A 13,244-nucleotide genomic window follows, 5' to 3' on the forward strand; every position below is an offset into this window, starting at 1 on the left:
ATTTAAACTCAGTTTCCTTCTCTACAAACCTTTTTTAATTCTTCCACTACTTTTTCGGCATCTTCCCATGAGAAGATTTTCGCTCCAGATGCAAGTGGATGCCCACCACCATTAAACATTGCAGCTACTCCATTAATTACTGGTCCTTTTGAACGAAGACGGACACGAATTAAATCATCTTCCTCTAAAAATATTACCCAAGCTTTTACTCCTTTTATATGTCCAAGTGAACTTACTGCCAAAGAAGCTTGCTCAGAGTTTACATTATATTCATCCATTAGAGCCTTAGTCATGTTTATATGACCGACTCCCTCTTCTGTCAGTTTAAAGTTTTGAAGAACATATCCATTTAAATGAGCCATCTCGATTGAAGTTTCATACATATTGTTATAAATTTCATTGATCGAAAAATCTTTTTTAATCAATTTGCTCGCTGCATGAAAAGTTCTTTCTGTTGTACTTGGAAATAGGAATCTTCCCGTATCTCCAATAATACCAGAATAAATTAGTCTAGCTGCAGCGTCAGTTACAACTAATTGTTCATTACTGCTTTCAGCAAGTTCAAAGATCAACTCGCTTGTTGAGCTTGCAGTAGTATCAACATGCATAATATCCCCGTATGGATCAACGTTTGGATGATGATCAATTTTAATCAGTTTCTTTCCAGTTGAATACCTTGCATCATCTACTCGTTCAGTATTTGCAGTGTCACAAACAATAACTAGTGCATCAGTATATACTTCATCTTCAATTTCATCCATTTTATATAAATACGCTAGTGATTGTGGTAAATGTCCTACAACATATACTTTTTTTGCAGGATAACTAGCTTTAATCATCTCTGCTAAACCGCACTGCGAACCGATTGCATCAGGATCTGGACGAACATGACGGTGGATAATTATCGTATCAAATGAATGGATATCTTTTAAAATTTGTTCCTTCAACGTTAAACTCTCCTTTATTATGAAAACTTTTGAAATATAGTTTCTATGACTGTAAAATAGAATTATGTATTAGTTACTGAAAGGTGGAAGCTAAGTGAATAGCATCGCAACAATCTTAATTATATCTTTTCTATTCTTCTTATTTTACGTTACCAAATTTTTGTTTACAAGCGAACTACTAACAAAAAAAATTGCAGGATCACGGGCAAGATTAACTTTTGGTTTATTCTTATTGCTTTATGGTGTAAATCAAATGGTTTATAAATTTGATTTCATAACAATTTGTGTTGGGGTTGTTTTCATTTTATTTGGTGCGGCAAATCTATATCGTGGTTACTTACAAAATAAGCATTATAAAGCAATTGAAAATAAACAAACTGTTTAATCTAATAGGAATCTAGAAGGTGAGAAAACAGCATGATGACGGAAGAACGATTTTCATCAAAATTTGATGAACTTGTAGAATTATCACATTCTAGCAGTAAACTTCAAAAACTCCTTTCTTTTGCAGAAGAATTGGAGAACCAGGAAGAATGGGGATATCTATATTATGTCAATATGGAATTAGCAGAAACTGCTTTTTCTATAGGTGAAGTAGACTTATTTATTGATACCTTTTTATGGTGCGTAGATTTATACGATCAAAACGAAGAACGTATCGAACAAGAGCATATCTTATGGCTTTACAAATGGTTATTAGAAATAATACCACAGTCAATCAGATTTTCTTTAGAAGAAATTCACCATTATTTCGAGGATTTTAAGAATCGTTTAGTGATTGCTAACTATTCTTTAAGACCATATTTTCAAGCGTTATTCTTAATGAACTTATATTTAAATAAAATTGATCATGCTAAACAAAACTATCAACTATTTAAGAAATCTCCAAGAGATGACTTAAGTAATTGTGAAAAGTGTGAAATGTATGGTGAAATGCTTTATTTACTAAAAACTGATCATCTTCAAGAAGCGTTAAGTTTACAAAATAAGATAATGAATAGCCCAGTTGATTGTGACGAAGCAATTCACAAATCCTATTCAAAATTACTTCATCCTTTATTAAGAGAAAACAAAATAGATGAAGCGCTACTCATTCAACAAAAGGCTTATTTTGTAACCTATAATCGCACAAAGTACATCCCTGAATTATGCGAGCAAATGATTTTTTTAACGTATTGTGATCCGGAAAAAGCGATCGAATTGTTCTACAAACATGTTGATTTATGCGACGACCTCTCAAATCTAGCATATAAATTTGAGTTTTGGCTTGCAGGATTGTTTATGGCAAAAAAATTAAAATTAAATGAATATGATTTTATTTATGACTTAGAGAAATTAGAGAAAATCGTTTATGACCTAGCAAAAGATTTTGATACAAGAAATGAGAACAATGAATTTGTGAATAGAGTTAATAAACTACTTTCAAACTTATAATAAGAGATTATTTAGACAGGGGCTGTTCCCTGTCTTTTTATTTAGAAATACGACAAAAATGTGTATTATGCTCATAAAGTTGTGAACTTTGTTCATAAATCTCCGACTTTTGTGCATATTGTACTTGTTTTTGTTCTTAAAGGGATGATAATTGTGCGTGAACTTTAGATAGCGATTTATGGTGAATTCTGTTTACAAGAATTAGCAGACTCACTTTTTGAGTAGAACGAACTTCCACAAAAAAACACCAGGAAAGAAACTTCCTAGCGTTTTTCAAACAGCCTCTTTATTATCGATCTAATAGTTGCATCATCATTAATGCTTTGCCTACTAATATTCCTTGTTGAAATACTTCAACGTCAACCTTTCCAAATTTACGACCTAATTCTAAAACTTTTGGTTTTATTTCAATTACATCATCAATTTGTACTGGCTGTACGAAATAAATCGTAATATTTTCAACGATTAAGTCACCTTTTTTCATATCTCGAACTGCTCGTTTACCAGCCTCGGTTACAATCGTCGTAAATACTCCATGTGACAACGTACCAATTACATTCGTCATTTGCGGAGTTACATTACATCTAATAGTAAAGTCTTCATTTTTTTGGTCCTTATTATTGTGGAATTGACTAGTAACGATATCATCAATTGTTTCACCAACCTGAGGTTGACGTTGTAATTGCTGAAGCGCTTCAAGTACATCTTGACGGCTTATTATACCGATTAAATTATTCGAAGTATTTACAACCGGCAAAAGTTCAATCCCTTCCCAAACCATCATTCTAGCAGCTGCTGCAACCGACATTTTCTCATTTACACTAATTGGTTGTCTAGTCATTACTTTATCAATTCTTTGAGTACGTTGTTCATGAATGATATCTTTTGAGGTTACAATTCCAATTAGTTTACCTCGATCATCAATTACAGGATATCTTCCATGTCCAGTTTCTCTGTTATGTTCATACCACTTTTCAACATCGTCTGAAGGAGATAATGTAGCTGTTTTTTCAGTAGGAATTAGTATATCTTCAACTAGTACTATATCTTTTTTAATCAATTGATCATAAATTGCCCTATTAATCAAAGTCGCAACTGTAAAAGTGTCATAACTAGAAGAAATAATTGGCATTTTCATTTCATCTGCAAGACGTTTTACGCTTTCATCTGTATCAAATCCACCTGTTACTAAAACCGCTGAACCTTCTTTTAATGCTAATTCATGAGCTTTTACTCGGTTACCGACGATTAATAAATTATTTGCACTAATATATCTCATCATCGCATCAAGTTGCATTGCGCCTATAACAAATTTATTTAGTGTTTTATGTAATCCTTCTTTACCACCTAAAACTTGTCCATCAACAATATTAACAACTTCGGCAAAAGTTAACTTTTCAATATTTTCTTTTCGTTTCGTTTCAATTCGAATCGTACCTACTCGTTCGATCGTACTAACAAATCCTTTGTTTTCTGCATCTTTAATTGCTCTATATGCAGTACCTTCACTTACACTTAAATCTTTTGCAATTTGTCTTACTGATATTTTATGACCGACTGGTAGTTGTTCAATATGTTCTAGTATTTGATCGTGCTTTGTAGTCAATTACTTCACCAAGCTTTCAATGGTTGTATTAATATTTTTATTAACTATTATATAACAATTCATACCATGAAAAAAAGCACGTTTCAACGCGCTTCTAAATCTGTACTAACATTTTCATTATTAGCCTATATTACAATAATGAAATAGTTGTATTTGCTTCGTGGATGAAACCATTTTTCTTTGGTAATTTTTCAAGGAATTCATTTGGATCGACTTGGATTGGTGGAAATGTATTGTAATGCATTGGAACGACTTGCTCTGCATTAATCCATTCTGAGGCAATTACCGCATCATCGATTCCCATCGTAAAATGATTTCCAATTGGTAAATAAGCTATGTCAATATTTTCATACTCACCTAATGTTTTCATCCCTCTATACAATGCAGTATCTCCAGCATGATAAATTGTTTTACCAGCTATTTTTAATAAAACGCCTGATGGGGGGCCAACGTTAATGATTTGTTTCTTTTCTTCGTCAACAATACTTGAACCATGGATTGCTTCTACTAATTTTAATTTGCCGAATGAAAATTCTTTTTCTCCTCCGATATGCATAGGAACAACTTTAACACCTTGCCAAGAGATCCAAGTTGCTAATTCAACAGGAGCAATAACAGTTGCATCATTTTGTTTTGCCAGTTCAACTGTATCACCTAAATGATCACCATGGCCATGTGTTACATAAATATAATTCACTTTAATATTTTCTACTTTGACATTCGTATGTGGATTGCCGTTAATGAATGGGTCAATAATAATTGAATCTTGACCATGTTCTACTAAAATAACACTGTGCCCAAAATATGTAATTTTCAAATGAAGTCGCTCCTTTATTTTAAAATTAGTCTCTACCACATTTTAACAGAATATTTTCCAATACAAAAATTATTAATAAGTTAACTATTTTACGAAATTCGATAAAAAATGCTAAAATAAGAGTGTTATGAACTGTAAAGACTTATTTTGTTTATTGCAGTAATTTGTTTTAAAGAAAGGATGTTACAAATGGAACACCGTATACAAAATTTATCAACTTGGTTAAAAGAACAAGATATTCAACTAGGATTTATTACATCTACTGAGAACGTATTTTATTTAACTAATTTCCATTGTAATCCACATGAGCGTCTTTTAGCTTGTCTTGTATTTCCAAATGAAGAACCTATTCTTGTTTGTCCACAAATGGAAGTTGGACACGTACAAAATGCTGGCTGGAAATATGGCGTAATCGGCTTTAATGATAGCCAAGATCCTTGGGCAATGATTCAAGAAACATTAGCAAAGCGTAATATTACTGTAAATCGTATGGCAATCGAAAAAGAACATCTTCTTGTTGGCCGCTACGAAAGATTAGTACAACTTTTCCCTGGCGTGCAATTCCTTGCAGCTGAAGATAAATTACATGAACTACGTTTAATTAAAGATAGTGAAGAAATTCGCCGTATGCAAGTTGCTGCAGAAGCGGCTGACATGGCTTGCCAAATTATCGTTGACCGTATTGCTGAAGGCAAAACAGAAATGGATTTAATTGCTGAAATGGAATACGAAATGAAGAAGAAAGGTATTTCTAAAACTTCTTTTAGCACGTTAATTTTAACTGGTGCAAACTCAGCGTTACCTCACGGAAATCCTGGTACAAACCCAATTAAAAAAGGTGATTTCGTACTTATGGACTTAGGCTTTATCGTTGATGGATATTGCTCTGATATAACTCGTACAGTAATGTTTGGTCAACCAAATGATCAACAACGAGAAATTTATGAAACCGTTTTAAAAGGTCAGCTTGCTGCAATCGAAGTAAGTAAACCAGGCGAAGTATTAGGAAACGTTGATCGCGCTGCTCGTCAAATCATCGCAGACGCAGGATATGGAGAATACTTCGTTCACCGTATTGGACATGGTTTAGGTATTGGAATCCACGATTACCCATCAGTAAATGATTCTAATACTGGCATTATTAAAACTGGTATGTCATATACAATTGAACCTGGAATCTATGTTCCAAATGTAGGTGGAGTTCGTATTGAAGATGATATCGTCATTACAGAAACAGGTGCATTAACACTAACAAAATTCCCTAAAGAATTAATTATTCTGTAATGAATCAAGACAAATTAATAAACATTCGACAAATCCTTTCTTCTGATCTACCTATTATGCATAAATGGGAATGTGATGAAGAGATTGGTAAACTCGTCGGAATAGAGAATCCACGTTCCTTAGATGAAATGGTACTTGGTTATGAAAAATACTTTGACGGACAAAAACCTAATCTTCATTTGTTCACAATCGAATACAATGGTAATTGCGTTGGTAGAATTGAATTAGGAAATCTCGATCAAGAAAATAATCATGCCGCTTTTGGAATCGTGATTGGTGAAAAAACAATGCAAAATAATGGACTTGGTTCATTCGCATTAAATTATCTACTAAATTATGCTTTCAATGAATTAAAACTTGTTAAGGTATATGGTGAAGTATATGAATTTAATATTGCTTCTCAAAAATTCCTTACTAAGTTCGGCTTTCATCTAGATGGTATATTGCGTAAACATGAGTTTTTTAAAGGCGCGCATCGTGATATGTATCAATTTAGCATATTGAAGGAAGAGTTTAATTTTTAAAAGGTTTAAATGCAAAATAGTAATCCCCTCTTCATTTAGATGAAGAAGGGATTTTTTTATTAAACCTTTTGAAGAATCGTATGTTGCACCAAAACATCACCCTTTGATACATTTCGTTCAATTAAGTGATAATTGTTTACCATCAATCATAAAAATTCTATTTCCTTTATATTCAACTGTTTTACCTTGGCTCTCTAACTCTGCTTTCACAGCTTTCGAATATTTATTTAAATCCATATATCGTTCATCTAAATCTAACGTAATATTTTGATTACGATACCCCATTAACCAATTAAATCCAAAAACACCTGAGACCAGAATAATAAGTATAAAAATAAATTCCAATACTTCACTCTTTTTTACATAGAATGGAAATATCAACTTTATTTTACTATGGAGCTGCTATTTAAGGAAGATATTCATGTAGAACGAATAGTCTCTCTCTCAAATCTTTATAAAAAAATCCCTTTATCATCGCGATAAAGGGATTTTCTTATTTATTAGTTTGTAGAAACAGAAGTACCTTGTAATAAAGTAGTTGCTTCTTTGTATTCTAAACCGTGTGCTTCAGCTACTGCTTCGTAAGTTACATATCCATCAAGAGTATTAATACCTTTGAATAGTGCAGTGTTTTCTAAGCAAGCTTTTTGATATCCTTTGTTAGCAATTTGTACTGCATAAGGTACAGTTACATTTGTTAATGCCATAGTAGAAGTACGTGGAACTGCACCAGGCATATTTGCTACAGCATAGTGTACTACTCCGTGTTTCTCATATGTTGGGAAATCATGAGTTGTAATACGATCTGTAGTTTCAAAAATACCACCTTGGTCAATTGCAATATCAACTACAACTGAACCTGGTTCCATTGATTCGATCATTTCTTTTGTTACAAGTTTTGGTGCTTTTGCACCTGGAATTAATACTGCACCGATTACAAGATCAGATTCTTTAACCGCTTCAGCAATATTGTAAGGGTTTGACATTAATGTCGTAATTTGATGACCAAAAATATCGTCTAATTGACGTAAACGATCTGGGTTTAAGTCAATCATCGTTACGTGAGCACCAAGACCAACAGCTACTTTAGCAGCATTTGTTCCAGCTACACCTCCACCAATGATTGTAACTTTTCCACGACGAACACCTGGTACTCCACCTAATAAAATACCTTTTCCGCCTTTATTTTTCTCAAGGAATTGAGCACCGATTTGCGCTGACATACGTCCTGCTACTTCACTCATTGGAGTTAATAACGGTAATGTATTGCCAACTTGTACAGTTTCGTAAGCAATTCCTACTACTTTATTATCAATTAAAGCCTTCGTTAATTCAGGCTCTGGAGCTAAGTGTAAATATGTGAATAAAATTAATCCTTCACGGAAATATCCATATTCACTTGGAATTGGTTCTTTTACTTTCATAACCATTTCATTATTCCAAGCCTCTTCAGCTGTTTCAACAATTGTTGCGCCAGCTTTTACGTATTCTTCATCAGTAAATCCTGAACCAAGTCCAGCACTTGTTTCAATGTAAACTGAGTGGCCATGTCCAACTAAGTTCATTACTCCAGCTGGTGTCATTGCTACACGATTTTCGTTATTTTTTATTTCTTTTGGTACCCCAATACGCATGTTTTTTCCCCCTGAAATATAATTAATTCGTGCCTCTTTGATGAGCTCTATTTATTAAATAAGTAATACATTTTTATATTAACACAAATAGATAGTACAGAAAATGAAAACGCTTAATTTCGTTGATAAATATTAATTCAGAATCTTTTTTACTATAAATTATGCTTCAATAATGAAATTGTCCCACGTATTCCTATGATAATGAATTATGTCTGTATTTATTTATGACATCTAAACCACCAGTTATTTCAAATATATCTCCTGTAATAAAATCAGACTCTTCTTTACATAGAAACTGGACCATTCTTGCTATATCTTCTCCAGTTCCAGACCTTCCAACTGGTGCAAGTCCTTTCCCTTCTTTACTTGCTTCATTTCGATTCGCTTCTTTCATTTCGCCAAAAATATCTCCTGGACAAATCATATTAGATGTTATCCCGTTTTCAGCCTCTTCATAGGCAATCGTTTTTGTTAAGGATACTAGACCTACTTTTGCTGCACTGAATGCAGACCGATAAATCCATCCTGATGCTGAATTAGCGCCTTGAAATCCGTAATTAATAATTCGTCCATATTTCTGCTTTCTCATAATTGGAATAATTTGCCTTAATAGATAAAACACGCTGTGCAAATTTCCATACAACAAGTATTCCCACTCTTCATCAGTGTAGTCAGCCAGTTTTTTACGGTTAAATAAATATGGGCCAGCATTATTAATCAGGCAATCAACCCTTCCGAATTTCTCCATCGTTTTTGAGACAATCTTATTGATAAATAATTTATCAGAAATATCACCTTTAATAAAAAGAACTCGGTCTAAATAATCCTTCCATTCTTCTTTTCGTTGTATGACAGCTTGTTCATCAGAAAAGTACGTAACAGTAACTGAATAACCTCCCTTTAAAAATGATTCAGTTACTTTCTTCCCTAACCCCTTCGTTCCTGCCGTAATGACAGCATGTCTCATAAAACTCTTCCTTTCAAATCTAAATAATTTTATATCTCTGTGAAAATCATCTAGATAATTCAATCAATTGCATGTATATGTAAGATTTATTCTTAAACTTTTTAGTAAAGACTTTTATCCTAAAATCAAATCCTTTAAAAATTATGTCATTATCTTATACAATATATCTGTAATTTAGTAAGATTATTTTATTAAAAGATAACTATGTTTTCTATTATTTTGAATCATTTTCCTTTTATTTTAATTATTTTTATTTTTAGTTTTTTCGCTATAAAACCAACTATATTTATTAAATGATCTTAGAAATTTAAAAATCAATGTGTTTCACGTATGTTTAAATGTATAATATAGTCAAGAGGTGGAGTAAAATGTTACAAGATTATTTTTCATACGATGAACGATTAGGTATTTTTCTGCCCAGCCTAAAGTTGGATTGGGAAGATTACTCTTTCGAGCAGCAACTAATGATTATTACTGAATGGGAATATATCCGTGGTGAAATACCTGATCAAATTAAGCGTTTAGAGTTTACGATTAATCATAAACAAGAACAATTAAATCATGAATCTGATTTTACTTTAAGCTGTAAATTAAATTCTGAAATTGCAGAATTAGCTTCAGTTATTAACGATCTTTGGATCTGGTTTAGAAGTAACCAACAAATGTCGAATGAAACTACAAAAATACATGGTTAAAAAGCTAACATTAAGTTTGTTAGCTTTTTTATACTTTATAAAGTTCTTGGTTCATCATTTATTCGCTCCGATAATATACGATATTGATAAAACTTTTTTGCATATTCCAAAACGTTTTTCGTAAATGATTTATTCCATTTTGACCCTATCGTTACTCCGAACAAAGGAATACCACCTATAACCTTATTCCGCATCGAATGAATAATTAGTAACTTACACATTTGTAATATAATTGTATAATAAATTCCTTCACCTTTAAATTCATTTTCCCAAGTCGCAAATACATCCGCATCTTCATGCTTTAAAATATCGTTCATTAAATTACTCCATACTACATATTTTTCGGTTGATGGGAGGATTGCGCCCTGTAATACTTTTAGGCTACATTCCATCTCTTTCGGAATACTTACATCATATCCATAACAAAGCGCTATTTCTTGAACCGTTTTAAGATTAATAAATAACAAAGCCGGTAAATCCCCAAATAAAGCAAGTTTTGAACTAGTTCCACTTATACCGCCTTGAACACTCGATACAATTAATCCTTTCGATATTTCTTGATCTGCTAAGAAATTTAATTGTCTTAATGGTAATTTTCTTAAATCATTGATTGATATAACATTGCTTCTCAATATTTGAGCTCGATTAAGAATATCTAATTTCTTTTCTTGAAACTGTTTTGATGTTTGTATTAATGATTGAGTGTGGAAAAATGCAGTTGAAAAGAATTCATAAAAGACATTCGAAAAGCCTTGAGGTATTTTTTGAAGGAGATAATTTGAAGCATTTTGATATAGCTGCTCAAATTTATTAACATTTTGTTGTTGTTGATTCTTTTCAATTAAATCATTCAGTTCAAGCCATAGATTATACTCTTTCAATTGATCCATACTATCACCTCGATATAAAAAAACGTAGAGCCAAAAAGTGATCTCATTTTAAGAATATGAGTTCAACTATTTTTGTATGCTCTACGTTTATGTTTGCTTATTGAATTATTTCATTCCAACTCGTACTACATCTCTAGCGATCACAACTTCTTCATTTGTTGGAATAACAATAACTTTAACTGGTGAGTGATCAAAGCTAATGAAAGCTTCTTTTCCTCTAAAGTTATTTTTACTTGGGTCAAAATAAACACCCATAAATTCAAGACCTTCTAAAACAGCCTGACGAATTTCTGGTCCATTTTCACCAATACCAGCAGTGAAAATAATCGCATCTACGCCTTTCATACGAGCAGCGTATGATCCTAAATATTTGTGGATTCGGTTAACGAATACACTTTGAGCGATTTTAGCACGTTTGTTACCTTCTTCAGCAGCACTCTCGATATCACGAAGGTCACTTGAGAATCCAGAGATTCCAAGCATACCGCTTTCTTTATTTAATACATCAAGTACTTCCTCAGCTGTTTTGCCTGTTTTCTCCATAATAAATGGAATTAAAGCTGGGTCTAAGTTACCTGAACGAGTTCCCATTGTTACACCTGCAAGTGGAGTGAATCCCATTGATGTATCAATTGATTTTCCACCATCAACTGCAGCGATACTTGCACCATTTCCTAAGTGACATGAAATAAGTCTTAATTCTTGAAGAGGTTTACCAATTAATTCAGCAGCTCTTTCCGTTACATACTTATGCGATGTACCGTGGAAACCGTATTTACGAATACCAAATTGTTTGTAGTACTCATAAGGTAAGCTATATAAGTAAGACTCTTCAGGCATTGTTTGATGGAATGCAGTATCAAATACAGCCACAGCAGGAATATTTGGTAAAAGTTCTTTAAACGCACGAATACCAACTAGGTTTGCTGGATTATGAAGTGGTGCTAAATCTGAAAGTTGAGCAATTTGCTGTTCAACTTCTTCAGTAATTAAAGCAGAATCTGTAAATAATTCCCCACCGTGAACTACACGATGTCCAACTCCATGAATTTCATCGAATGAAGAAATAATCCCTAAACCTGTTAGCTTTTCAAGAAGCATTTTTACTGCTACAGAATGATCAGCAATATCTGTTACTTCTTTAATTTTTTCACCGTTTACAGAAATTACAAAAACGCTATCCTTTAAACCGATACGTTCTACTAAACCAATTGTAAGTACTTTTTCACTAGGCATTTCAATTAATTGAAACTTTAATGATGATGAGCCTGCATTAATAGCAAGAATATTTGCCATGTTTTTTACCTCTCCTTTAAACATGAAACTGTTATATTTTTTTATCCGAAATCATTATAACACAAATTAGTTTACGTGTTTAAAAGTTCAATTATTGTAAATTTTCTTTAAACCATTCATTCATTTGAACCATTATATCTTCAACTGCCTTCATATTCGTTAACTTAGGAAAATCCACTAATAAAGCCTGTTTTGGCTTCTTCATATTTTCTGCATTTTTACGGATTATTAATATACTTTTTTGATGTCTTTCATCCTTAAAGGCAGATACTGGCAACTGTATCAATCCTTGTATAACACCTGTTTCATTAATAAAGCTCTGTAATTGCACAGATTGCTCTGAAGTAAATAAATGATTTGGAACTAGAGATATGAAAAATCCTCCAGATTTTAAGTAGTTCATACTTTGCTCAATAAATAAATGATGTGCATAAGACATACCTTCTTTTGCTTTTAAAGTATAGTCTTTTGCACGTTCAGCATTTGGATAAAAACCTACTGGTAAGTCACAAACAACTAGATCAACCGGATCAACAAATAATGGTGCTAAACTGTCTTGATTAAATAGCTCTACTTCATGTCCTAATAAGTTGCCAATAACAAATGCAATTCTAACAAGAACGTCATCTACGTCAATTCCTACAGAAGCGGTAAATTTATCCTTTAATGAATTTAAAATTGTTAATAAAAGATTTCCTGTACCAATTGCCGGATCTAGAATAGTTAAATTTTGTTTTCCTTCAGTAACCTTCCCAACAAAATAAGAAATAATAAAAGCAATTCCATCTGGAGTCATTTCATGATTTGTTTGGATTCCTTGCTTCATCCCTTTTAGTATTGCTAATTGAAATGCTCTACGAATGCTCTCATTATCTTTTGAAGCTGATGTAAATTCATTAATTGTACTCATTAGCTTTTCTTTTTGTGAGCCAGTCATTTCTTCTTGTAAAACTTCACCTTCAAAGAAATTTTCACCTGTTTCAATTAACGCCTCTAAATAGGATATTTCTAAATTATCTTTTAAACATTCTGTCGATTCATCTATGTAATTAAATAAAAACTCTACCGAATTCTCTTTTACCATTTTTTTATTCCTCACTTTCATAATAGAACAGTCATTGTTTCTCATTATACGTATGGCTTTGAAACG

Annotated in this window: 14 protein-coding genes; 5 read left to right on the plus strand and 9 right to left on the minus strand. The window is 32.5% G+C overall.

The window, feature by feature from the left end:
• Nucleotides 1-8: 8 nt before the first annotated feature.
• Nucleotides 9-947 carry a DHH family phosphoesterase gene (locus tag COC46_RS04410; RefSeq protein ID WP_098808541.1) on the minus strand — a complete coding sequence of 313 codons (939 nt, stop codon included), beginning with the start codon at nucleotides 945-947 and terminating at the stop codon, nucleotides 9-11.
• Nucleotides 948-1,041: 94 nt separating this feature from the next.
• Between COC46_RS04410 and COC46_RS04415 the strand changes: the two genes are divergently transcribed.
• Nucleotides 1,042-1,332 (plus strand): YtpI family protein, encoded by a 291-nt coding sequence (locus COC46_RS04415; protein WP_098808542.1) that lies wholly within the window; start codon nucleotides 1,042-1,044, stop codon nucleotides 1,330-1,332.
• A gap of 32 nt (nucleotides 1,333-1,364) precedes the next feature.
• Entirely contained in the window at nucleotides 1,365-2,381 is a 1,017-nt protein-coding gene (locus tag COC46_RS04420) for a hypothetical protein (RefSeq protein ID WP_098808543.1), read from the plus strand.
• Between the two features lie 289 nt (nucleotides 2,382-2,670).
• Here COC46_RS04420 and COC46_RS04425 read toward each other — a convergent pair whose 3' ends face one another.
• Together COC46_RS04425 and COC46_RS04430 are read right to left on the minus strand one after the other, a co-directional pair.
• A complete protein-coding gene (locus COC46_RS04425; protein WP_098808544.1) occupies nucleotides 2,671-3,987 on the minus strand; it encodes a DRTGG domain-containing protein in 1,317 nt (438 codons plus the stop codon).
• Nucleotides 3,988-4,117: 130 nt separating this feature from the next.
• Nucleotides 4,118-4,804, minus strand: a complete 687-nt coding sequence (locus tag COC46_RS04430; protein WP_098808545.1) for a metal-dependent hydrolase — start codon at nucleotides 4,802-4,804, stop codon at nucleotides 4,118-4,120.
• 189 nt (nucleotides 4,805-4,993) lie between these two features.
• Between COC46_RS04430 and COC46_RS04435 the strand changes: the two genes are divergently transcribed.
• Nucleotides 4,994-6,088, plus strand: coding sequence for a M24 family metallopeptidase (locus COC46_RS04435; protein ID WP_098808546.1), 1,095 nt, complete (start codon nucleotides 4,994-4,996; stop codon nucleotides 6,086-6,088).
• The gene (locus COC46_RS04440; RefSeq protein WP_098808547.1) at nucleotides 6,088-6,612 is read left to right on the plus strand and encodes a GNAT family N-acetyltransferase; all 525 of its coding nucleotides are present in this window, start codon (nucleotides 6,088-6,090) and stop codon (nucleotides 6,610-6,612) included. Before COC46_RS04435 ends, COC46_RS04440 begins: the two co-directional genes overlap by 1 nt.
• A 117-nt stretch (nucleotides 6,613-6,729) precedes the next feature.
• Here COC46_RS04440 and COC46_RS04445 read toward each other — a convergent pair whose 3' ends face one another.
• From COC46_RS04445 to COC46_RS04455, 3 genes are all read right to left on the minus strand, one after another.
• Nucleotides 6,730-6,957 carry a hypothetical protein gene (locus COC46_RS04445; RefSeq protein ID WP_255294808.1) on the minus strand — a complete coding sequence of 76 codons (228 nt, stop codon included), beginning with the start codon at nucleotides 6,955-6,957 and terminating at the stop codon, nucleotides 6,730-6,732.
• A 155-nt stretch (nucleotides 6,958-7,112) separates the two neighbouring features.
• Nucleotides 7,113-8,246: an alanine dehydrogenase gene (gene ald, locus COC46_RS04450; RefSeq protein WP_098808548.1), complete on the minus strand. Its 1,134-nt coding sequence runs from the start codon at nucleotides 8,244-8,246 to the stop codon at nucleotides 7,113-7,115.
• A 193-nt stretch (nucleotides 8,247-8,439) separates the two neighbouring features.
• Complete coding sequence (locus COC46_RS04455) at nucleotides 8,440-9,213, minus strand: SDR family oxidoreductase (RefSeq protein ID WP_098808549.1); 774 nt, start codon at nucleotides 9,211-9,213, stop codon at nucleotides 8,440-8,442.
• A 368-nt stretch (nucleotides 9,214-9,581) separates the two neighbouring features.
• Here COC46_RS04455 and COC46_RS04460 point away from each other — a divergent pair, with 368 nt between their 5' ends.
• A complete protein-coding gene (locus tag COC46_RS04460; protein ID WP_098808550.1) occupies nucleotides 9,582-9,908 on the plus strand; it encodes a hypothetical protein in 327 nt (108 codons plus the stop codon).
• Nucleotides 9,909-9,943: 35 nt separating this feature from the next.
• On the opposite strand, the gene COC46_RS04465 is transcribed toward COC46_RS04460, so the two are convergent.
• From COC46_RS04465 to COC46_RS04475, 3 genes are all read right to left on the minus strand, one after another.
• Nucleotides 9,944-10,798, minus strand: coding sequence for an EcsC family protein (locus tag COC46_RS04465; protein ID WP_098808551.1), 855 nt, complete (start codon nucleotides 10,796-10,798; stop codon nucleotides 9,944-9,946).
• A 105-nt stretch (nucleotides 10,799-10,903) separates the two neighbouring features.
• Nucleotides 10,904-12,094: an acetate kinase gene (locus COC46_RS04470; protein WP_098808552.1), complete on the minus strand. Its 1,191-nt coding sequence runs from the start codon at nucleotides 12,092-12,094 to the stop codon at nucleotides 10,904-10,906.
• A 91-nt stretch (nucleotides 12,095-12,185) separates the two neighbouring features.
• Complete coding sequence (locus tag COC46_RS04475) at nucleotides 12,186-13,178, minus strand: class I SAM-dependent methyltransferase (RefSeq protein ID WP_098808553.1); 993 nt, start codon at nucleotides 13,176-13,178, stop codon at nucleotides 12,186-12,188.
• Between the last annotated feature and the right edge of the window lie 66 nt (nucleotides 13,179-13,244).

This window comes from Bacillus sp. AFS041924, assembly GCF_002577195.1.
GTDB lineage: Bacteria > Bacillota > Bacilli > Bacillales > Bacillaceae_G > Gottfriedia.

What these genes read in the sequence shown, in the direction of transcription:
- COC46_RS04420 (WP_098808543.1), top strand. Translation starts at nt 1,365, where the DNA reads ATGATGACGGAAGAACGATTTTCATCAAAATTTGATGAACTTGTAGAA.
- COC46_RS04435 (WP_098808546.1), top strand. Translation starts at nt 4,994, where the DNA reads ATGGAACACCGTATACAAAATTTATCAACTTGGTTAAAAGAACAAGAT.
- COC46_RS04440 (WP_098808547.1), top strand. Translation starts at nt 6,088, where the DNA reads ATGAATCAAGACAAATTAATAAACATTCGACAAATCCTTTCTTCTGAT.
- ald (WP_098808548.1), bottom strand. Translation starts at nt 8,246, where the DNA reads ATGCGTATTGGGGTACCAAAAGAAATAAAAAATAACGAAAATCGTGTA.
- COC46_RS04455 (WP_098808549.1), bottom strand. Translation starts at nt 9,213, where the DNA reads ATGAGACATGCTGTCATTACGGCAGGAACGAAGGGGTTAGGGAAGAAA.
- COC46_RS04460 (WP_098808550.1), top strand. Translation starts at nt 9,582, where the DNA reads ATGTTACAAGATTATTTTTCATACGATGAACGATTAGGTATTTTTCTG.
- COC46_RS04465 (WP_098808551.1), bottom strand. Translation starts at nt 10,798, where the DNA reads ATGGATCAATTGAAAGAGTATAATCTATGGCTTGAACTGAATGATTTA.
- COC46_RS04470 (WP_098808552.1), bottom strand. Translation starts at nt 12,094, where the DNA reads ATGGCAAATATTCTTGCTATTAATGCAGGCTCATCATCATTAAAGTTT.
- COC46_RS04475 (WP_098808553.1), bottom strand. Translation starts at nt 13,178, where the DNA reads ATGGTAAAAGAGAATTCGGTAGAGTTTTTATTTAATTACATAGATGAA.